At 55.1% G+C, this 20,255-nt stretch carries 16 protein-coding genes; 9 read left to right on the top strand and 7 right to left on the bottom strand.

Annotation, left to right across the window (positions count from 1 at the left end):
• Positions 1–26: 26 nt before the first annotated feature.
• The 3 genes from tsaB to QEN58_RS15315 are packed head-to-tail and all read left to right on the top strand — an operon-like array spanning position 27 to position 2,599.
• A complete protein-coding gene (gene tsaB, locus QEN58_RS15325; protein WP_280104480.1) occupies positions 27–725 on the top strand; it encodes a tRNA (adenosine(37)-N6)-threonylcarbamoyltransferase complex dimerization subunit type 1 TsaB in 699 nt (232 codons plus the stop codon).
• Positions 722–1,441, top strand: coding sequence for a class I SAM-dependent methyltransferase (locus QEN58_RS15320; protein WP_280104479.1), 720 nt, complete (start codon positions 722–724; stop codon positions 1,439–1,441). Before tsaB ends, QEN58_RS15320 begins: the two co-directional genes overlap by 4 nt.
• A 36-nt stretch (positions 1,442–1,477) precedes the next feature.
• A complete protein-coding gene (locus QEN58_RS15315; RefSeq protein ID WP_280104478.1) occupies positions 1,478–2,599 on the top strand; it encodes a phospholipase D-like domain-containing protein in 1,122 nt (373 codons plus the stop codon).
• Between the two features lie 15 nt (positions 2,600–2,614).
• Here the strand turns inward: QEN58_RS15315 and QEN58_RS15310 are convergent, their stop codons facing one another.
• Positions 2,615–3,274: a YecA/YgfB family protein gene (locus tag QEN58_RS15310; RefSeq protein ID WP_280104477.1), complete on the bottom strand. Its 660-nt coding sequence runs from the start codon at positions 3,272–3,274 to the stop codon at positions 2,615–2,617.
• 64 nt (positions 3,275–3,338) lie between these two features.
• On the opposite strand from QEN58_RS15310, the gene QEN58_RS15305 reads away from it, so the two are divergent.
• From QEN58_RS15305 to QEN58_RS15295, 3 genes are all read left to right on the top strand, one after another.
• Positions 3,339–3,887 (top strand): SprT family zinc-dependent metalloprotease, encoded by a 549-nt coding sequence (locus tag QEN58_RS15305; RefSeq protein WP_280104476.1) that lies wholly within the window; start codon positions 3,339–3,341, stop codon positions 3,885–3,887.
• A gap of 184 nt (positions 3,888–4,071) precedes the next feature.
• Complete coding sequence (gene acs, locus QEN58_RS15300) at positions 4,072–6,021, top strand: acetate--CoA ligase (protein WP_280104475.1); 1,950 nt, start codon at positions 4,072–4,074, stop codon at positions 6,019–6,021.
• 276 nt (positions 6,022–6,297) lie between these two features.
• Entirely contained in the window at positions 6,298–6,960 is a 663-nt protein-coding gene (locus tag QEN58_RS15295; RefSeq protein ID WP_007113812.1) for a response regulator, read from the top strand.
• Positions 6,961–6,986: 26 nt separating this feature from the next.
• On the opposite strand, the gene QEN58_RS15290 is transcribed toward QEN58_RS15295, so the two are convergent.
• The 4 genes from QEN58_RS15290 to QEN58_RS15275 all read right to left on the bottom strand — a co-directional run bounded on the left by QEN58_RS15290 (position 6,987) and on the right by QEN58_RS15275 (position 13,737).
• The gene (locus QEN58_RS15290) at positions 6,987–10,928 is read right to left on the bottom strand and encodes a hybrid sensor histidine kinase/response regulator (protein WP_280104474.1); all 3,942 of its coding nucleotides are present in this window, start codon (positions 10,926–10,928) and stop codon (positions 6,987–6,989) included.
• Positions 10,929–11,055: 127 nt separating this feature from the next.
• Positions 11,056–11,565 (bottom strand): hypothetical protein, encoded by a 510-nt coding sequence (locus QEN58_RS15285; protein ID WP_280104473.1) that lies wholly within the window; start codon positions 11,563–11,565, stop codon positions 11,056–11,058.
• 123 nt (positions 11,566–11,688) lie between these two features.
• Positions 11,689–13,470 carry a sodium:solute symporter family protein gene (locus tag QEN58_RS15280; protein ID WP_280104472.1) on the bottom strand — a complete coding sequence of 594 codons (1,782 nt, stop codon included), beginning with the start codon at positions 13,468–13,470 and terminating at the stop codon, positions 11,689–11,691.
• Between the two features lie 6 nt (positions 13,471–13,476).
• Positions 13,477–13,737 carry a DUF4212 domain-containing protein gene (locus QEN58_RS15275; protein ID WP_280104471.1) on the bottom strand — a complete coding sequence of 87 codons (261 nt, stop codon included), beginning with the start codon at positions 13,735–13,737 and terminating at the stop codon, positions 13,477–13,479.
• A 708-nt stretch (positions 13,738–14,445) separates the two neighbouring features.
• On the opposite strand from QEN58_RS15275, the gene QEN58_RS15270 reads away from it, so the two are divergent.
• From QEN58_RS15270 to ttcA, 3 genes are all read left to right on the top strand, one after another.
• Positions 14,446–16,290, top strand: a complete 1,845-nt coding sequence (locus tag QEN58_RS15270; protein ID WP_280104470.1) for a DUF294 nucleotidyltransferase-like domain-containing protein — start codon at positions 14,446–14,448, stop codon at positions 16,288–16,290.
• 5 nt (positions 16,291–16,295) lie between these two features.
• Positions 16,296–16,949 (top strand): 3'-5' exonuclease family protein, encoded by a 654-nt coding sequence (locus QEN58_RS15265; protein ID WP_280106950.1) that lies wholly within the window; start codon positions 16,296–16,298, stop codon positions 16,947–16,949.
• 109 nt (positions 16,950–17,058) lie between these two features.
• Positions 17,059–17,979, top strand: a complete 921-nt coding sequence (gene ttcA / locus QEN58_RS15260) for a tRNA 2-thiocytidine(32) synthetase TtcA (RefSeq protein WP_280104469.1) — start codon at positions 17,059–17,061, stop codon at positions 17,977–17,979.
• Here the strand turns inward: ttcA and fnr are convergent.
• Together fnr and hemN are read right to left on the bottom strand one after the other, a co-directional pair.
• Positions 17,972–18,718: a fumarate/nitrate reduction transcriptional regulator Fnr gene (fnr, locus tag QEN58_RS15255; protein ID WP_280104468.1), complete on the bottom strand. Its 747-nt coding sequence runs from the start codon at positions 18,716–18,718 to the stop codon at positions 17,972–17,974. The genes ttcA and fnr overlap by 8 nt on opposite strands.
• A gap of 84 nt (positions 18,719–18,802) precedes the next feature.
• Positions 18,803–20,236 (bottom strand): oxygen-independent coproporphyrinogen III oxidase, encoded by a 1,434-nt coding sequence (gene hemN / locus QEN58_RS15250; RefSeq protein WP_280104467.1) that lies wholly within the window; start codon positions 20,234–20,236, stop codon positions 18,803–18,805.
• Positions 20,237–20,255: the final 19 nt, after the last annotated feature.

The raw sequence follows: 20,255 nt of genomic DNA, 5'->3' as shown, positions 1-20,255 counted from the left end.
ACCTTTCTTTCGAGTGGCCACTTGCTATGCCGTTACATCTGCTCGCCCTGGACGCCTCTTCAAGCGCCTGCTCTGCAGCCCTACTGCGCCAAGACGACTCTGGTACTGAGTGCCTGGCGCGCTTTGAGATGACGCCTCGTGCCCATACCCGTCGACTGTTGCCGATGGTGGATGAAGTGCTTGCTGAAGCGCAGGTAACGCCTTCCCAGCTTGATGCCGTAGCGTTTGGTCGTGGCCCGGGTTCGTTTACCGGACTGCGTATCGCGGCGGGAGCAGCCCAAGGGCTGGCGTTTGGCCTCGACTGCCCGCTACTGGGAATCTCTACGCTGGAAGCGCTAGCCCTTCAGGCCCATCGCCGTTATCACCTCCGCCACGTGGTGACGGCGTTGGATGCCCGCATGGGCGAGATATATGCCGCGACCTGGCACTGCCTGAAAGACACTATTACGCCGATGAGCGCCGAGGCCGTGCTGGCCCCAGAGGCACTGCGACTGCCTGGCGACGAAACCGATTGGGTAGGCGTGGGCAGCGGCTTTTCGCTATGGGACCGCTTTACTGTCGATGTGCAGCTAAGCATGCCCCAGCATTTGGGTGATTTAGAGCCCCGCGCCGAAGAGATGGCGTGGCTGGCGGCGCGTGATTTTGCCGCTGGGTTGGGTCAGTCGGCGCATTTGGTTCAACCGGTATATCTGCGTAACGACGTCGCTTGGAAAAAGCCCGCATGAGCATTGCGAAGAGCGATGTTGAAAGCATCGTGCTGCCTGACGGCCTTCGCTTGGTGCAGGACGAAGAAGGGTTGGTGCTGGTCGGTGATGAAAAACGCTACGGTAAGCCGCTTAACGTTGATTTCGTGGCGGGCAAAGCGGCCCATCGTCGACGCTTTGGCGGTGGGCGTGGCCAGCTAGTTGCAAAGGCTTGTGGGCTAGCCAAGGGCATGTCACCCAGCATTGTTGATGCAACGGCAGGGCTAGGCCGCGATGCGTTTGTGCTGGCCAGTCTAGGTGCCCAGGTGCTGTTGATTGAGCGGGTCGCGGCGATTGCGGCGCTGCTGGGCGATGGCCTGGCGCGCGCCGCCAGGCATAGCGACACGGCAGACATTGCCGCCCGAATGACGCTGCGCCATGGCGATGCGGCTCAATCACTGGTGGAGCTTGTCGCCAGCGCTCATTTTGCGCCTCAGGTAATTCATCTCGATCCGATGTTTCCCCACCGTGAAAAATCGGCCTTGGTAAAAAAAGAGATGCGTCTGTTTCGTGAGTTAGCGGGTGATGATGACGACGCTCCGCGTCTGCTTGAAGCGGCGCTGGACGTGGCGACTCATCGCGTGGTGGTAAAGCGCCCCCGAAAGGCGCCGCCTATTGCGGGCCCAGCGCCGCAGCATACCCTTGAGGGTAAAACCAGCCGCTACGATTTATATGTACATCGCTCATTAGTGCGCTAATCGGCTCGCTTATCGGCAGTACCGCAAGGAGCACCCATGCAGAACGCGTGGCGAGAAGGTAATCGATTTACGCTGCTGCCAGAGGCCACACGCTTTCTGCCGGCCATGTTTGAAGCAGTACATAGTGCGCGTCACTATGTGTTGATCGAGCTCTATTTGATGGAGTCGGGAGAGCTTGCAGATCAAGTCAGTGATGCGCTTATTGATGCTGTCCAGCGCGGCGTCAGTGTCTATTTGCTGCTGGATGGGTATGGCTCGATGGGTCTCTCCAACGAGGATCGTCAGCGGTTAAGAGATGGTGGTGTAATGCTGCGCTTTTTTAACCCGATCGGTTTTCACTCCTTAGCACTTAATTTAAGCCGCGATCACCGCAAAATAGTCGTGATTGACGGCGAGCTTGCGTTTACCGGTGGCTTTGGTGCGGTCGATGAGTTTCTCAGTGCCTGGTATGAGATTGCGCTGCGTATTGATGGACCAGTGGTGGCTGACTGGGAGCAGCTTTTCCGCCGGCTTTGGAGCTCGCGGCTAACCCGCAATGAGAAAGGCGATAAAAGCCCGGGGGCGTTGCCTGATCGGCGTGAACCTCGAACGCATGCGAATGGCGTACCTGGGCGAGCGATGTCGGCACGGGGCTATCGATACCAGGCCATTCGCCATTCACTGCATGAGCGGGTTAATCATGCACAAAAACAGCTATGGCTGTGTACCCCCTATTTTGTGCCGACCTTCGCGCTACGTCGGCGCTTGGTTCGGGCCGCCCGGCGCGGGATCGACGTGCGCTTACTGCTGCCTGGGGAAAAGCATGACCACCCCAGCGTGCGTTTTGCTGGCCAACGTTTCTACCATTCGTTGCTGAAAGCGGGCGTGCGTATTTATGAGTTTCAGCCAACCTTTATCCATGCCAAATTCGTGCTTGCCGATGAGTGGGTAAGCATTGGTTCGTGTAACTTTGATCACTGGAATTTGCACTGGAACCTAGAAGCAAACCAAGAAGCGATGGACCCACAGCTAGCGGCTGACGTACGCGAGCTATTTGAGCGCAACTTTGCCGCTAGCCAGGAGGTGGATGCAGCGGCCTGGGCGGCGCGCCCCTGGGGGCAGCGCGCCAAAGAGTGGATCTATGGATTATTGGATGGAATCATCACGCGGCTCAAATGAGGGCTACTGATAGCACTAGCGTTTCTTACCCTTTGCGGGCGTTTTCTTGCGTGGCTTGGGTTTGGGGGTTTCCGGCGGCACGCGGTAATGCAGGTAAAGGTCCAGAACGAGCTCTGGCAGTTGCACCACGAGAGACTCCTGACGCGCTTGATCCTTAGCCAGTTCGGCCATGTCCGGCTCATCGTCGAATAGCCCAGAAAGCAGCATAAACGGCAGGAGCAGAGTGGCGGCGGCTTCTTCATCGTCCTGGAACCAAGCGCTTTCGTCGCTGAAAACGCCCTCCATAAAGCCCGCACACCAGTCGCCAATGGGGGTTTCTTCGGCGGGTTCGCCCCCCAGGGTTAGCTCAAACGGCAGTTCCGGCAAGCCGCCTTGCTCGAGTACCGCCACCGCGTTGTCACGCAGTAGCGTGAGCAGGCTGATAATCTCGTCACGCTCGGTGTCGTCGACGTAGCGTGGCTCACCCTGAAACAGCTCAGCCAGCCACTGGGTAGGTGGCACTTCGCTGGGGGCCACGGCAAGTGCCACTAAAAAGCCATGAGCAGAGATCAGATCCAAGGCGTCTTCGTCCACTTGATCAGAGTCGAGGAAGTCGTCCAATCTATCCAACTGCTCATCCTCGAGCAGTGGCTGTGGTGGCGTGGTTGTATCGGGCGTGTCACTGCGCTCTGCCATGAGTAAAGCCTCGTCAGTACAAATCGTTCATCAATGGTTATCTATAACGGTTAGTTTATCACTAATGAAGACGTCACCACTGCCCCCTTGGCCTGCCACTGAATTGGCAGCTATGTCAGAAACAGCGTTGCACCAGGCCGCGCGTTCTCGCGTTGAGCAAGCGTGGCAGCGCTGCTGTGAAGTGTGCCCGGCGCTGCCAGCACCAAAGGTGTGGTTTAACCTGCGCGGTGCTTCGGCTGGACAGGCGCATCTTGGTCACGGCGGGTTACGCTTGAACCCGGTGCTGCTGAGTGAGAACCGGACGGCGTTTTTTGATGAGGTGATCCCCCACGAAATGGCTCACTGGCTGGTGTTTCATTTGGACAACGGCCCGCGTTTAAAACCCCACGGCCGCGAGTGGAAAACGGTGATGCGCGACCTCTTCGGCTTAGTTCCTAGTGTGACCCATCGATTTGATATTAAGCAGGCGCAGTCCGCACCTTATCGTTACCAGTGCGATTGCCGGTTTCATCAATTTACCCCGAGACGTCATGCTTTAGTGGTAAACGGGCGTCATTACCGTTGTCGACACTGTGCTAAGACATTGGTCTACAGGCCGGAAGTTGATTTGTGATTCGTTTATAAATGTCTGTTTTTTAAATAAAAAATGATAATACCAATGTCTAAAGGGAAGCCCGCGCGAGGAGGTTTATGCTAGGGGAACATTAATGGCAGTCGATACGCCCAATAAGCCCCATAAATCATCGTATCGACTACAGTTTCTTAGAGAGTGCATTTTCACGGACAGAGGCAATTTTATGAGCGATCAACAGAACGTCTATCCGGTGCGCGACGATTTCGCCGCCAATGCCTGGGCCGATAAAGCCAAATATGAGGCCATGTATCAGCAGTCGATAGACGACCCGGAAGGCTTCTGGGCTGAACAAGCCAAGCGGCTCGACTGGATCAAAGCGCCCAGCAAAATCAAAAATACCTCCTTTGCGCGTGACAATGTCGATATTCGTTGGTTTGAAGATGGCCTGCTGAACGTCAGCGCCAACTGCCTTGACCGCCATCTGGATAAGCGTGGTGATCAAACGGCGATCATCTGGGAAGGCGACAACCCCGATGAGTCCAAGCATATTACCTATCGCGAACTCTATGCCCGTACGAATCAGCTGGCTAACGCGCTGAAAGAGCTGGGCATCGGTAAAGGCGATACCGTCACGCTGTATATGCCGATGATTCCCGAAGCGGCCATGGCGATGCTTGCCTGTTCGCGCATTGGGGCCGTTCACTCGGTTGTCTTTGGCGGCTTCTCGCCGGACGCCGTTGCCCAGCGGGTGATTGGCGCCGACTCCAAACTGGTGATTACCGCCGATGAGTCGGTGCGCGGCGGCAAGCATGTGCCGCTTAAGGAGAACGTGGACGCCGCGCTGACCCGTGACGGCACCGATGTGTGCAAAAACGTCCTTGTAGTGAAGCGCACCGGAGGTGAGATTGATTGGAAAGAGGGCCGCGATGTCTGGTTTGACGAGCTGGTCGACAAGCAGTCCAGCGAGTGTGAACCAGAAGCCATGGGCGCCGAAGACCCGCTGTTTATTCTCTACACCTCGGGTTCTACCGGTGCGCCTAAAGGCTTGAAACACACCACCGGCGGCTACTTGACCTATGCCGCCATGACCCACCAGTACGTGTTTGACTATCAAGAGGGCGAAATTTACTGGTGCACCGCAGACGTTGGCTGGGTCACTGGCCATAGTTATATCGTTTATGGCCCCTTGGCCAATGGTGCAACTACCCTGATGTTTGAGGGCGTCCCCAGCTATCCCAGCCATGGCCGTTTGGGGGAGATCGTTGATAAGCACAACGTCAACATTCTCTATACTGCGCCCACCGCAGTGCGTGCTCTGATGGCCCATGGCGACAATGTTATGGACTCTAGCAAGCGCGATAGTCTGCGTCTGTTGGGCTCAGTGGGTGAACCGATTAACCCGGAAGCCTGGGAGTGGTTCTACCGCGTTATCGGCAACGAAAATTGCCCGATCGTGGATACCTGGTGGCAAACCGAAACCGGCGGCATCATGATTGCGCCGCTACCGGGTGCTACGCCGCTTAAACCTGGTTCTGCGACCGTACCGTTCTTCGGCGTGAAGCCCGCGCTGGTCGATAACGAAGGGAATAAACTGGAAGGCGCTACTGAAGGTAATCTGGTGATTCTTGACGCCTGGCCGGGTCAGGCGCGCTCAATTTGGGGTGACCACGAGCGCTATGTCCAGACCTACTTCTCGACCTACGACGGTATGTACTTCACGGGTGACGGTTGTCGCCGCGATGAGGATGGCTACTACTGGATCACGGGTCGTGTGGATGATGTTCTGAACGTGTCTGGTCACCGCATGGGCACCGCAGAGATTGAGTCCTCTCTGGTAGCACATAGCGCCGTTGCGGAAGCAGCCGTGGTTGGCTTCCCTCACGATATTAAGGGACAAGGCATCTATATCTATGTCACCCTGAATGATGGTATCGAGGCGACAGACGAACTCAAAAAAGAGCTGACCCAGTGGGTGCGCAAGGATATCGGCCCGATTGCTTCACCCGATGTCATCCAGTGGGCGCCAGGTTTGCCGAAAACCCGCTCGGGTAAAATCATGCGCCGTATCCTGCGCAAGATTGCCGCCAACGAGTGTGATGGCTTGGGCGATACCAGTACGCTGGCCGATCCTTCGGTGGTCGATGAGCTGATTGAGCATCGCGCCAACCAATAATGGCGACAACGCTTTAGGCTATTTAGCCCAATAAAGCTTGTTTGCCGACTCAAAACCGTGCCGACCTGAGTAGGTCGGCACGATTGTGTTTATATATATGGGTTTATAGATATGCGTTTATAGATACGCGTTTCACTTGTATGAACGATCTATTATAAATTGTGCATGTGATGCTTGGGCATGATGAAGCCCATGGGGTACCATGCTTCACAACCGTAAGAGCCTAGCGTCGCGGCGGCAGACAACCCCGCTGCTCGAGGAACCGGAGGAATATCCATGGCAGTAGCTCATAAGTTTATCGTCGCTGACGATCACCCGCTGTTTCGTGCAGCGCTGACCCAAGCGTTACGCCAGTTGGCCCCCCAGGCGGAAATTGTCGAAGCGGATACCATGGAAGCCACCACCGACGTGGTGAATCGCCACCCAGATGCCGATTTGATTCTGCTGGATCTGCACATGCCGGGAGCCCACGGCTTCTCAGGTTTGATCCAACTGCGTGGTCAGATGCCTGATATACCCGTCGCAGTAGTGTCTGGCAGTGATGAACCCTATGTGGTGCGTCGTGCTATTGACTACGGCGCGTCGGGTTTTATCCCTAAATCGTCCTCACTGCAGCTGATTGCCGAGGCCGTCGGCGAAATTCTGCAGGGCGAAGTGTGGCTGCCTGAGGCATTAGCCAACGTGCTGGAAGAGACCAGTGAAGAGGAGTCGCGCTTTGCCGAGGCGATCGCTTCATTAACGCCCCAGCAGTTTCGCGTGCTGAATATGCTGACCGAAGGTCTGCTGAACAAACAGATCGCTTATGAATTGAGCGTTTCTGAAGCGACCATCAAGGCCCACGTTACGGCGATTCTACGTAAGCTGGGCGTGCACTCGCGTACCCAAGCGGTTATCGCAGCTCAGAAACTTGAAGTAGAGCCACCAAAAGTCGTTTCCTAAGCACCACTAAATGAACCGCGGCGCGTTTAACGCGCCGCGCGATTGGCCTGCAGCGTGCGCGTCAATAGCGCACGCAGTGCCGCCGGTTTGACGGGCTTCAGCAGCAGTTGATAGCCTGACCGTTTGATCTCTTCGGCCACCGCTTCGGTACGGTCAGCGGTAATCACGATTCCCGGTACCGCCCCCTCAAAACGCTCGCTAAGCGCTTCTAACGCCATTAACCCCGTGACTTCGTTATCCAGGTGGTAGTCCGCCAGAATAGCGTCAGGGTCGCCATCCATATTGCGTAGGATCGATTTGGCCCCACCGATACTGGTGGCGGTAAACACCTCGCAGCCCCAGCCGCTAAGCATGGCGGTCATGCCTTCCAGAATCAGCGTCTCATTGTCGATACATACAATCCGTGTACCGCTAAGCTTATGGCTGCCGCGTCGGGCGTGTGGCTCAAGCTCGTTACTACTGGCTTCGTGGGCAGCCACAATCGGCACGTTAACCGAGAAAACGGCGCCTTTGCCTACCGTCGAGCGCACTTTGATGGGGTGATCCAGCACCCGGCTCATACGGTCGGCAATGGAGAGCCCCAGCCCTAGGCCTTTCTCACTCTCTTTGTGGCGGGAGACCTGATCCAGGCGGCGGAATTCCTGAAAAATCTCGCTCAATTTAGATTCGGGAATGCCGGGGCCGCTGTCCCACACTTCAATAGAGAGCCAGCCGTTTTGGCGGCGGCAGCCCAGCAGTACGCGCCCCTCTTGGGTGTAGCGAATGGCATTAGACAAGAAATTCTGCACGATACGGCGCAGCATCTGGGGGTCTGAGTCTACCCAAAGCCGGGTAGTCACGACTTCTAAGTCCAATCCGCGGTCGTCCGCCATGACCTCAAACTCGGCGCGTAAGGGGCGGAAGATATCGGCTAGGGCAAAGTGACTGCGGCGTGGCGTTAAGGCGCCTGCGTCCAGCTTGGAGATATCCAGCAGGGTGCTGAGCAACTCTTCGGCAGCTTGCAGCGAGTTATCGATATGGCCAACGATGCGTTGGGTATCGGTGGTGGTCACGTTTTGCATTAGCGCGGAGGTAAATAGCCGTGCCGCGTTAAGCGGCTGCAGTAAGTCGTGGCTCGCCGCGGCCAAAAAGCGAGTCTTAGACGCGTTAGCATCTTCCGCGAGCTGCTTAGCCTGGCGCAGGGCGAGCTCCGCCTCGGCGCGTACCCGGTTCTCCTGGCGCAATGCCGCGTTGGCTTCAGAGAGCGCCTGGGTGCGTTCGCGCACGCGCTCCTCCAGCGTTTCGTTGGTCTCTTTAAGGGCAATCTCGGCCTGACGGCGTTCGGTAATATCCTGATAAAGTGCAAAAAAGCCCAGGATCGCCTGACTGTCGCCAAAGTGCGGCGTGTAAGTGACCAGCATATAGCGCATGGCCCCATTCACCCGTAGTGAAACCTCAAAACTCACCCGTTCGCCTTTCAAGGCGCGCGCGACCCATGGCGCACGCTCTTCCGCCTGCTTGATTTGCAGCACATCTTCAAAGCGGCGACCAATGACGGCATTGCGGTCAATGTTGAACGCCTGCTCGTAGGCGCGGTTGGTAAATAGGTAACGGCACTCTTTGTCGAAGTAGGCAATCAACGCGGGCACATTGTCGGTATAAATACGGATATTGTTTTCCGAGCGAATCAGCGCCTCTTCGATCCGCTTTTGCTGGGTAATATCCTGATAAGTATACACAAAGCCGCCGCCGGGCATGGGGTTACCCTGAACTTCCAGCACGCTGCCATCCTGGCGATAGCGCACGTAGCGGTGGGGTTGGCCTTCGCGAATGTTGTCGAGCAGTAGCTGGACATGCTCTTCCGGATCACCCGGGCCATACTCACCGTTGTGGGCGTTGTAGCGGAAGATACGGTCTATCGGTGCACCAACGCGGATCAGGTGGTCAGGGAAGCGGAAAAGCTCCAGATAGCGCTGGTTCCAAACCACCAGGCGCAGGTTCTGGTCGACCACGCTGATGCCCTGATTGATATTCTCGATGGTGGCCTGGAGCAACGCGCGGTTGAACTCCAGCACCTGTGAGGCTTCATCGACAATCGAAATCACATCTGAGATGCCGATACCGCGCCCCTGAAGCGCCGAATTAACCACGATGCGTGCTGATGAAGCGCCCAGCACCGAGGCCAGAAAGCGTTCGGTGAACTGAATAATATCGATTGAGGCACGAGTGCCGTCGTCCAGCGGCTTACCCACTCGGCGAGCGTAGTCTTCAAAGGCACGATCTACCTGACCCGCACCGAGAAAGCGCTCGCAGAGGACTTTTAAATCGCCGACGGTGGTCGCGCCGGTCCAGGGGCGGTTCACCGAGGTTTGACGTGTCTCCACGCTGTCCACAAATAGCGAGGCCTGAATACGCTCAACCACTCGCTGCGAGGTCACCTGGGAAACGAAAATGTAGCAGAACAGGTTAACCCCGAGGGATAGCATCACGCCGTGGGTAAAGCTGTCACCCAAATTGAGGCCGAACAGCGTCGTAGGTGATAGCCAATTAAGCCCCAATGGGCCGCCGTCAAGCCAAGCGGTTGGAAGCACGCCCGCATTGATCATCGCGGGCATTAGCAGGCTATAGGCCCAGATGGCGAAGCCCGCATTCATGCCGACGATGACCCCAAGCCGGTTACCGCGCTTCCAGTAGAGCCCGCCAATCACTGCGGGGGCAAATTGGGCGGCGGCAGCAAACGAGAGCATGCCAATCGAGGCCAGCGAGGTAAATTCAGCAATCAGCTGATAGAAGCCATAAGCCATGGCCAGTACGGCGACAATCGTTAAACGCCGCGCGCGCAGCACCAAGCGACCATAATCCCGCGCCTTGGTATCAAACCAGCGTAGTCGGAACAGCGCAGGAATAACGATTTCGTTGGAGATCATGATCGACACCGCCACGGCGGCGACAATTACCATGCCCGTGGCCGCCGAGAAACCACCGATAAAGGTGAGTAGCGTTAACCACTGGTGGCCCGAGGCCATGGAAAGTGCCAGTACGTAGGTGTCGGGCTCTACGCCGCTTTCGGAAAACAGCAGCAAGCCAGCGGCGGCCAATGGCACCACGAAAAAGGCAATGGCCAGCAGGTAGAGTGGAAATAACCAGCGCGCTTTCGTGGCATCGTCAGGGTGAATGTTCTCCACCACCGCCACGTGGAACTGGCGAGGTAGACACAGAATCGCCAGCATGGCGAGCAGCGTTTGTGCCCAGAAGCTCTGGCCAAAATCTTGATTGGCCAATTGGCGCTGGAGTTCGAGCTGACTTTCGGCATGCCCCATCAGCTCACCCAGGCCATCGAACATACCCCAGGTAACAAAGACGCCAAGCACCACGAAGGCGAGCAGCTTGACTAACGATTCAAAAGCTACGGCGTGAATTAACCCTTCGTGGTGTTCTGTGGCATCGGTGTGGCGTGTGCCAAATAGAATCGCGAAAATCGCCATCACAATAGCCACATAGAAGGCCGTATCGCCAAACAGCGGCGTATGGGTCACATCGGTGGCATCGGTAAGAACGCTAAAAGTAGTGGAAACTGCTTTTAGCTGCAGGGCAATGTAGGGCAGGGTGCCGACCAGGGCGACCAGACTGGCAAAGGCAGCCAGCGACTGGGTTTTACCGTAACGGGAGGCAATAAAATCGGCAATTGAGGTGACGTTCTGATGCTTGGCAACGCGAATCATCTTGGCCAGCACCGGCCAGAACAACAAAAACGTCAAAATCGGCCCGACGAAGATGCTTGCAAACGACCAGCCCGCAGTAGCTGCCTGGCCAACCGCGCCGTAAAACGTCCACGAGGTGCAGTAGATTGCCAGCGCCAGGCTATAGATGATCGGACGTCGGCGGGTGGCGCCGTGGGTACGCGCGCGGCGGTCACCATACCAAGCGATGCCGAATAGAACGGCAATATAGAGTAACGAAACCGCTACCAGTAGCCCGCCGTGAAACATGCCTTTCTCCCCGCCAGAGTGTGCTACCCACTAAACGTGCGCTAATAAAAAAGGTTTCATTCTAGGCGAAATGGAGGGCCGTGTACGACCATTCTCTAAGCTTGTTTACACCCCAGGCTTTATTTGTCTATGTGCACACGTTGTTGAGCAGCGGAGAGGTTTCACGCAGCGTACGTATCTCTTCGAGAATAGGTTCGCGAGACTCTTCGTCCAGTGGGACCAGCTCCCGGTTCTCACAATTGAGAACGTAGGGCTGAGTTATCAAAATATCGGTGTGATGACGTTCAAACTGATAAAGAATAAATTCTGCTAAGCGGGCGCCGTCCTGCTCGCTAATGCGAATATTTTCGCTATCGACCATGCTGAACTTAGTGGTCATGGGAAAGGCAAAGGTCCATGGACGCCATACCGCCGTGCTACTTTCGGTTGAAATGACTTTGGCGGTCTCAGGAAGCTGCGCCTGCTTATGCTCAAACCAGCTGTACTCGACCTGAACTTGATAGCCCAACATTCCCAGCGCGCCAAACACCGGCACTATCCACGTGGGCAAACGTTTGCCGCTCAACTTGCGCAGTATCAGACCAATCCCGGCAGCCGCAAGGCCTGCAAAAACGGCGGCGATCAAATGCCAAATCATAAATTATCCCTTCAAAAAGCCGTCTATATAAAGCCATCGGGCCTCCCGAAGGAAGCCCGATGGTGAGGTCGATTCCAAAGCGTTATTGCCGCATGGCAATAACGCGTCAGGAACGAGTATGACTTAGTGATCTACTGCCATGCCAGCACCTTTCGGATAGCGAACGCTTTCCACCAGGTCCTGAATTTCCTGCGGCGGTGCAGCTGTCACTCTGGAGACCGCGAAGGCAACGGCGAAGTTGATCATCGCGCCTACGGCACCAAAGGAGAGCGGCGAGATACCGAAGATCCAGTTATCCGGCGTGTTGGCCAGCATATTGGTCTCAGGTACGAAGAACCAGCCCAGGTAAGTGAAGATATAAAGCAGAGTACAAATCAAGCCCGCCAGCATACCGGCAACCGCACCTGAACTGTTCATCCGCTTGGAGAATATACCCATCATCAACGCAGGGAACAGCGATGCACCGGCGATACCAAAGGCCAGCGCCACCGTTTGTGCCGCAAACCCAGGCGGATTAAGCCCCAGATAGGTGGCCAATAGAATGGCCCCACCCATGGAGATTCGCGCCGCCAACATCTCGCCTTTCTCGGTGATCTTGGGATTGATCATGGTCTTGATCAAATCGTGACTGATCGCCGACGAGATCGCCAGTAGCAAGCCTGCTGCGGTAGACAGTGCCGCCGCAATACCACCTGCTGCGATCAAACCAATAACCCAGCCGGGCAAATTGGCAATTTCGGGGTTAGCGAGTACCAGAATGTCGTTATTAACGGTTAGCTCGTTGCCTTCCCAGCCACGGTCAGAGTAGTCGGCAGAATCGTTATAGAGCTGAATGCGGCCATCGTTGTTGAGATCGTTGAAGCTGATAAGGCCTGTTTCTTCCCATGTGCGAACCCAGTCTGGACGCTCTTCGTACAGGATCGGGTTCTGCGCCGCCTCTTCATAGTTTTCAGTCTGACCAGCCATCTCTGGGTACACGGTTGTCGCCAAGTTAAGGCGTGCCATCGAACCTACCGCTGGGGCGGTGAGGTAAAGCAGTGCAATGAATACCAGTGCCCAGCCTGCAGACCAGCGCGCATCGGCGACTTTCGGTACGGTGAAGAAGCGAATGATAACGTGAGGAAGACCAGCAGTACCGACCATCAACGACAGGGTGAACAGCACCATATTGAGCTTGTTGTCCACGTCAGCAGTGTAGTCCCGGAAGCCAAGTGCATTGACCACATCATTTAACTTGGCCAGTAAAGGCATGCCGGATTCGGTGTGGGTACTGAACATACCGAACATCGGAATCGGGTTGCCGGTTAGTTGGAAGGCAATGAACACCGCAGGAATGGTGTAAGCGATGATTAGAACGATGTACTGGGCCACCTGGGTGTAGGTGATGCCTTTCATGCCGCCAAATACGGCGTAGAGGAAGACGATCAGCGCGGCTAACCAGATACCCCAAGTGTTGCTGACTTCAAGGAAGCGTGAGAACGCCACACCCGCACCGGTCATTTGACCGATAACGTAGGTAACCGACGCCACAATCAAGCACACGATCGCCACTAGGCGAGCAGTGTTGCTGTAGAAACGGTCACCGATGAAGTCGGGCACGGTGAACTTACCAAACTTACGCAGGTAAGGTGCTAGCAGCATCGCTAGAATAACGTAGCCACCGGTCCAGCCCATCAGGAAGGTGGAGTTAGCGTAGCCACCGGAGGCCAGCAAACCCGCCATGGAAATAAACGACGCCGCTGACATCCAATCTGCTGCGGTGGCCATCCCGTTGGTAATTGGGTGAACCCCACCCCCAGCGACGTAGAAGTCTTTCGTTGAGCCGGCGCGCGCCCAAATCGCAATGCCTATATACAAGGCAAAGGAAGCGCCGACGAACAGTAAGTTAATTGCAAACTGGCTCATACCGGCTTACTCCCCAAGGCCAAATTTTTGATCGAGCTTATTCATCTTCCAGGAGTAGAAGAAGATCAGCACGATAAACGTTAGGATTGAGCCCTGTTGTGCAAACCAGAAGCCAAGATCAGTGCCGCCAACAGGAATGCCAGCGAGCAGTGGGCGGAAAAGGATAGCGCATCCGTAAGAAACAAATGCCCAAACGGCCAGGCATCCGAAAATTAAGCGGACGTTTGCTTTCCAGTATTCAGCAGCATTGGTTTTGTCGTCTGCCATTGTGTTGCTCTCCACTTGTGTTTTTTAAGGTTGGGAAAGTTCACGAGGAATAGCGTGTGACCCATCAGGGCAATCGCACGTCTGAAGCCACTCAATCGTTAGGAGTGGTGAGTCAGCTTGTTTGGCACGTCACCTTATTATTCGATATGAAGTTTCGAGTTAGTTAGTGACGTGCGATTACCCTGCATGACTCATTGTTAATACTGGGCAATAAACGTCAAAAAATAAATCCCAGACTTTGGTATCAATAAACAGCTTAATGGCTTTTTGCGATCTGCATGTTGTTGAAAATTAGAGTTTTTAGACGCCATTTAAGCGAAATTTGTAGGCGTTACCAGGGCTATGGGACGATAGTCTAGTAAGCAAATAAAAGCAGTTATTGGCTACTTTAAATACATATGCTGGGTTTGATGGGTAGTGACGGTTAGTTAGTGTCGATACTTTGGTCGTGTATCAAAAGTCGCTTCGACCTTAGCGTGATAGCTAAAGGTATAACAACGTTCTACTTGCTACATGGGAAGTGAATCCTTTATACCCGTACAGCCACCTTCACATAATAATCGATAAACGTTTTTGAAGCGCTGGAGTAGGTCAGTTTATGTGGTTCAGTATTGAATCATGATATTTATTTGTTATTTCTTATGTCTGCTTGCTCGCCATTAGGCAAAATCCGGTTAGTCGCAGTCTCGTTTAATGAGGTCATACGCCATGGTCGATGTGGATCTATCCCAACTGCCGTTTACGCTCCTTGACGATGAGGGGCGTGACCACATTCGTCGTGGCATTGACCTAGCCTATTTTGATCGTGACGAAATCATTTTAGAGTCCGGTCAAGCGGGAGAGTTTGTTTTTTTGATTCATAAAGGCGAGGTCGCGGAAATCGACCCGACGCTGCCCTCATCTACCTCCCGCATTGGCCATTACACGGCGGGGGATCTATTTGGCGCGATCAGTATTCTCAATGGTAAAAGCCGCTACCGCTTTAAGGCTGAGCAGGAGTGTCTTTGTTACCTGCTACCCAAAGCACTGTTTCAACAGTTGTGTCGCCAATACCCTGATTTCAGCAATTTCTTTCGCCAGTCACTGACCCATAAGGCACGTTTGCTGACCGAAAAGCGCGCCGAAGGTGGCGTTACCATGGCGGGTTTTATGCTTGCCAAGGTGAGCGAATGCATGCGCGAGCCGTTGCTGATGTCGGCGGCGACCGATATTGCCAGCGCTGTAAAACAGCTTAACGAAAGCCACGCCGATAGCCTGCTGGTGGAGACCCAAGACACACTGGGCATAGTGACCAAAACCGATCTACTCAACGCGCTAGTGTTGGATGGCCACGCTATAACATCATCGGTGGATGAGATCGCCCATTTTAATCTAGTGACCGCCGCACCGGATCAGTATTTATTTGAAGTTCTGGTACTGATGACCCGCCATAAAGTGGCGCGAGTGGTCGTGTTGGAGCAAAACGCCTTGAAAGGCGTCGTCGAGCTCACCGACGTGCTTAGCTACTTCTCAAGCCGCAGCTATGTGGTGAGCCTGCAGGTGGAGCAGGCGAACAGCTTAGAGGCGCTTTCGGTCGCCAGCCAGCGCACCCCAGAACTGGTCAAAGCGCTGATGGCCCAGGGCGTGAAGCTACGCTTTGCAATGGATCTGCTCGCGGCACTGAACGGTCGTATCATGAGCAAAGCCTGGGATTTCACTATCAATGAGCGCTACCACGAGCAGAGCTGCATGATGGTGATGGGTAGCGAAGGGCGCGGTGAACAGATTCTAAAAACGGATCAGGATAATGGCTTGATTCTTGCCGATGACACCCAGTGGCCTGAACTTGCCAGCCACATGCAGACGCTCACCGATACCTTGATTCAGCTCGGTTACCCGCCGTGCCCCGGCAATATTATGGTGTCTAACCCCGAGTGGGTGGCTACGGTAACTCAGTGGAAAGGCAATATTGCCAAGTGGGCCAGGGAGCGTGACGGCGATAGCCTAATGAAGCTGGCAATTATGCTTGATGCCCATGCCGTAGCGGGCAATCCCAGCCTGCTTGAAAGCGTCCGCGATGAGCTTTTTGAACGCTGTTCGGGCGATGAGCTGCTGCTCTCCTATTTTGCCCGCACGGCGCTACGTTTCTCGACGCCGCTAACGTTGTTTGGTTCGTTGAAAAAGCCCCAACACGGTATTGATATTAAGAAAGGCGGTATTTTTCCTATCGTTCACGGTGTGCGCACGATGGCGCTTGAACGGAGCATCAAAGCCACCTCGACGTTTGATCGCTTGGATGCCCTGGCGGCTGATGGCCGGTTGGATCGCCGTTTTGCCGATGACCTGGGGGAAGCGTTGGCACTGTTTTCCGAGCTGCGCCTTAAGCAGCAGCTAAGTACGCTGGAAACCGCTGCGGACGCTAAAGAAGCTAATTCTCAAAACAGCAGCCGCGCTAACCGTGTTGTGGTGCAAAACCTCTCTTCCCTGGAGCGCGACCTACTGCGCGAAGCGATGCATATTGTCAAAGACTTTAAGCAGCGGCTTTCCCATCGTTACCATTTGGAGTATTCGTGAGCGGAATGCGGCTGTTAGATCGACATATGACGTTATTTAGCGGCTCGTTACGCACCTTGCTAAGACGTGAAAGTGACCGGCGCCGCTGTGCAGATTCCCCCTATGCCTGGCTGTTTCAGCCCTATATGGGCGAAGAGTTGGTGTCGCTCGCCTGTACTGTAACGCCTACTCAATCATCGCCTGTGATCAGTTTGGCGGCAGTGGTACTTAGCCAGCAACAGGTGCATACCAGTCGCGCTTTTGTGATAACCCTAAGCAGTGCGAAGCCGCCCGATAGCGCATCGCTGCGCCGCCATCACTTGCTTTGCGAGGCGGGGGCGGTGCTAACGTCAAACAGTGATAACTTAGGCGCCTTAGTAGAGTTTATCGGCAATCGACCCATCGTTGGTTGGCAGTTAGAGCAGCGGCTCGGCGCATTAAATGCACTGCTCAGTAAGCGGCTGAATTTTGCCCTGCCCAATGCCCAGGTCGATGTGGCAAAACTGCATCAGCGCCAGCTGCGGCGCCTGCATCCGGAGGTCGAAGCGCCCAGCAACTTCGCCCAAGCGTTGGCGTGCTGGCAAGTACCCGCCATGGCCGTGCAGAGTGTGCTTGGAGAGGCTACCGCCAGCGCACTGCTGTATATACGCTTGCAGCGCATTATGGCGCAGACTGCTTAGAGGGAGTGACGAGGAGTTGGGTCCAGGCGAAGAGTGTTGTTAGAATAGCGCTCAATTATTTCTGTGTAGCGCCCCTTCTCTTCACCACACCCTCGGCAGTGCTTATACCATGCAATCTCTTGATCACTTTGATCCTGCTCACCTTGACACGGTTGGAGCCCCCCCAGCTAACGCTGAGCACGACCAGCCAGAGCTGGCTGATGCGAAGCAGAAGCGTGAGTTTAACAAGCTACAAAAGCGCCTACGCCGAGAAGTGGGTAACGCGATTATTGATTACCAAATGATCAATGAAGGCGATCGCGTGATGGTTTGCCTCTCCGGCGGAAAAGACAGCTACACGATGCTAGAGATTTTGCGTAACTTACAGCGCAATGCGCCGGTCAATTTTTCGCTGGTGGCGGTCAACCTGGATCAAAAGCAGCCCGGCTTTCCCGAACACGTGCTGCCCGCGTATCTGGATAAGCAGGGCGTGGAGTACCACATTGTCGAGCGCGATACCTACTCGGTGGTGAAAGAGAAAACCCCCGAAGGCAAAACCACCTGCGCGCTATGTTCACGTCTGCGGCGCGGCTCGCTTTATGGCTTCGCCGAAGAGATTGGCGCCAATAAGATAGCTCTAGGCCATCACCGGGAAGATATTCTCGAAACGCTGTTTCTCAATATGTTCTTTGGCGGCAATCTGAAAGCGATGCCGCCAAAGCTGTTATCCGATGATGGTAAGAATATCGTCATTCGGCCGTTGGCCTACTGCAAAGAGGCTGATATCGCCGAGTTTTCGCGGCTGATGGCGTTTCCGATTATCCCCTGCAACCTGTGCGGCTCCCAGCCCAATATGCAGCGCCAGGTGGTCAAAGAGATGCTCGCTGAGTGGGACAAAAAGTTTCCAGGCCGTCTGGAAAGCATGTTCAAGGCCGTCACCAACATTGCCCCTTCCCAGTTGGCTGACCGCAGCCTGTTCGATTTTGAAGGTCTAGAGGCCAAGCAAGAAGAGCTGCTGGCGGGTCGTATCCAGGCCTTTAACGTCAGCTAACCGTTTGCTCTTCTTCTTCGGCGAGGGTAATCAAACGCTGCATATCGAGAATGTTGACCTCTCGGCCGGAGACCGCCACCACATTCTGCTGCTGAAAGCGGCTTAGTATGCGGCTGACCGTTTCCACTGCTAAGCCCAGGTAGTTGCCGATATCGGCTCTGGGCATCGAGAGGCGAAAGCTGAAAGGTGAGTAGCCTCGGCGACGAAAACGATCCGAAAGGGTAATCAAAAAGCTCGCCAGTCGCTGATCGGCGGTTTTGCGCGAGAGTAGCCGCATCATACGGCGGTCATCGCGCAACTCCTTACTCATGCTGCGATACAGCTGACCACGCAGTTCGGGCAGTTCCTCCGAGAGCAAATCCAGGCGGTCGAAAGGGATCTCGCAAACAGTGGTGGTTTCCAGGGCGATCACGCTACCGGGATACTGCTCTTCGTCAATGCCATCCAATCCCACCAGTTCACTAGGCAGGTAGAAATTGGTGAGTTGCTCACTGCCGTTACCTTCAGCGGTGATCTGTTTCAAACTACCCGAACGGACTGCGTAAACGCTGGTAAAGGCGTCACCCTGACGAAATAGGGGTTCGCCTTTTTTCAGCGGCGCCCGGCGACGAATAATGGCATCAAACTGCCCCACATCATCCAGCTCCAGGGCAAGTGGTAGGCACAGTGAGCTCAAACTGCAGGTTTGGCAGCGGGCTTCATGGAGTAGCGAGCGCCGACGGCTCATCGGTTCCAACATGCGTTGCTCCTTGAATGGGTCATGCGTATCAATTAGAAAATCCTTACTTATTGTAATTGCTTTAGCATGCCTACCGTAAGGTTATTAAACAATCTTAGAGTATCGTTGCCCTGTTTGCCCAGAAAGATGGGCGTCAAACGCCATGGCTATATGGCGAATCAGCAGGTGTCCCATCGGCGTAGCTTTAAGCTGATCACCGCTACGGGTCAATAGTCCATCCTGTTCGGCGCTCTGCAGGCGCTCAAGCGCTGGCGCAAAGTAGCGGGGGGCATCAATGTTCCAGCGTTGGCTAACGGCGGCCAGGTCAATGCCCATATCGCACATCAGCCGCTCAATCACGTCCCGGCGGATCAGGTCGTCATCATTTAAGCGAATGCCGCGCACGGTGGCAAGCTGCCCCTGGTCCAGCGCCGCTTCGTAGCGGGCCAGGTCGCTAGGATTCTGCGCATAGACATCGTCTATACGGGAAATCGCTGATACGCCAAGTCCTATTAAGTCGCACTGAGCGTGGCTGGAGTAGCCCTGGAAGTTGCGCTGCAGTGAGCCTTCGCGCTGGGCAATAGCCAGGCTATCATCAGGTCGGGCAAAGTGATCCATACCAATATGCACATAGCCTGCTGCGGTGAGCATTTCGATGGTGATACGCAGAATCGCCAGTTTCTCATCGCTACCCGGCAAGTCGTCGACATTAATACGTCGCTGTGGGGCAAAGCGCTCGGGCATATGCGCGTAATTAAACACGGAAAGGCGCGCCGGGTTGAGCTCGATCACCTGGCGTAGAGTGTCGGCAAAGCTTTTTTCAGTCTGAAAGGGCAAACCGTAAATTAGATCGAGATTGAGCGAGCGAAAGCCCAGGCGATGCGCCTCATCCATCAGCGTTTCGGTAAGCACTCGAGGTTGAATGCGATTAATCGCTTTCTGCACCAGTGGACTTACGTCCTGCACGCCCAGGCTGATGCGATTAAAGCCGAGGGATTCGAGATGGCGCAGAGTAAACACATCCGCTTCGCGAGGATCTATTTCAATCGCGTAATCGCGGTTAGCAGACGACGAAAGGCCAAAGCGTGCATCCAGTCGATCAATCAGGTCACCCATCTGGTTCAAGCTGAGAAACGTCGGTGTGCCACCGCCCCAGTGCAGTTGTTCCACCGGTCGTGATGTATCCAAATGGCGTGCGGTCAGCACCATTTCGCGGTCAAGCCGGGCTATATAGGGCTCGGCCAGGGCGGTGTTTTTGGTGGCGATTTTATTACACGCGCAGTAGAAGCAGATTTTGCGGCAGAAGGGCACGTGAACATACAGCGAGAGCGAACGCTTGCTAGCATTACTACGCTCCAGCGCCTGGGTCAGGTCGTCAGGCGTAAATTGGTTATGAAACGACAGTGCCGTGGGGTAGGAGGTATAGCGTGGGCCGCTGGTGTCGTAGCGGCGCAGTAACGCTTCATCCCACACCGGCTGCATGGGGGCTGCGGCAGCTGCGGGTGCAAGGGGCAATGCAGCGGGGGCATGAACGGGCATAAAGGAGCGCTCCGACGTT

This window comes from Halomonas alkaliantarctica (assembly GCF_029854215.1).
In the GTDB taxonomy this organism is placed as follows: Bacteria; Pseudomonadota; Gammaproteobacteria; order Pseudomonadales; family Halomonadaceae; genus Vreelandella; species Vreelandella alkaliantarctica_A.
Note: the sequence above shows the minus strand (reverse complement) of the source record. Positions and strands in the feature narration are given on the sequence as shown.

Coding starts and splice junctions, on each gene's coding strand:
- fnr (WP_280104468.1), bottom strand. CDS start 18,718: ATGTTGGAACCGATGAGCCGTCGGCGCTCGCTACTCCATGAAGCCCGC.
- QEN58_RS15305 (WP_280104476.1), top strand. CDS start 3,339: ATGAAGACGTCACCACTGCCCCCTTGGCCTGCCACTGAATTGGCAGCT.
- QEN58_RS15310 (WP_280104477.1), bottom strand. CDS start 3,274: ATGGCAGAGCGCAGTGACACGCCCGATACAACCACGCCACCACAGCCA.
- hemN (WP_280104467.1), bottom strand. CDS start 20,236: ATGCCCGTTCATGCCCCCGCTGCATTGCCCCTTGCACCCGCAGCTGCC.
- ttcA (WP_280104469.1), top strand. CDS start 17,059: ATGCAATCTCTTGATCACTTTGATCCTGCTCACCTTGACACGGTTGGA.
- QEN58_RS15280 (WP_280104472.1), bottom strand. CDS start 13,470: ATGAGCCAGTTTGCAATTAACTTACTGTTCGTCGGCGCTTCCTTTGCC.
- QEN58_RS15320 (WP_280104479.1), top strand. CDS start 722: ATGAGCATTGCGAAGAGCGATGTTGAAAGCATCGTGCTGCCTGACGGC.
- QEN58_RS15285 (WP_280104473.1), bottom strand. CDS start 11,565: ATGATTTGGCATTTGATCGCCGCCGTTTTTGCAGGCCTTGCGGCTGCC.
- QEN58_RS15290 (WP_280104474.1), bottom strand. CDS start 10,928: ATGTTTCACGGCGGGCTACTGGTAGCGGTTTCGTTACTCTATATTGCC.
- acs (WP_280104475.1), top strand. CDS start 4,072: ATGAGCGATCAACAGAACGTCTATCCGGTGCGCGACGATTTCGCCGCC.
- tsaB (WP_280104480.1), top strand. CDS start 27: ATGCCGTTACATCTGCTCGCCCTGGACGCCTCTTCAAGCGCCTGCTCT.
- QEN58_RS15265 (WP_280106950.1), top strand. CDS start 16,296: ATGCGGCTGTTAGATCGACATATGACGTTATTTAGCGGCTCGTTACGC.
- QEN58_RS15270 (WP_280104470.1), top strand. CDS start 14,446: ATGGTCGATGTGGATCTATCCCAACTGCCGTTTACGCTCCTTGACGAT.
- QEN58_RS15295 (WP_007113812.1), top strand. CDS start 6,298: ATGGCAGTAGCTCATAAGTTTATCGTCGCTGACGATCACCCGCTGTTT.
- QEN58_RS15275 (WP_280104471.1), bottom strand. CDS start 13,737: ATGGCAGACGACAAAACCAATGCTGCTGAATACTGGAAAGCAAACGTC.
- QEN58_RS15315 (WP_280104478.1), top strand. CDS start 1,478: ATGCAGAACGCGTGGCGAGAAGGTAATCGATTTACGCTGCTGCCAGAG.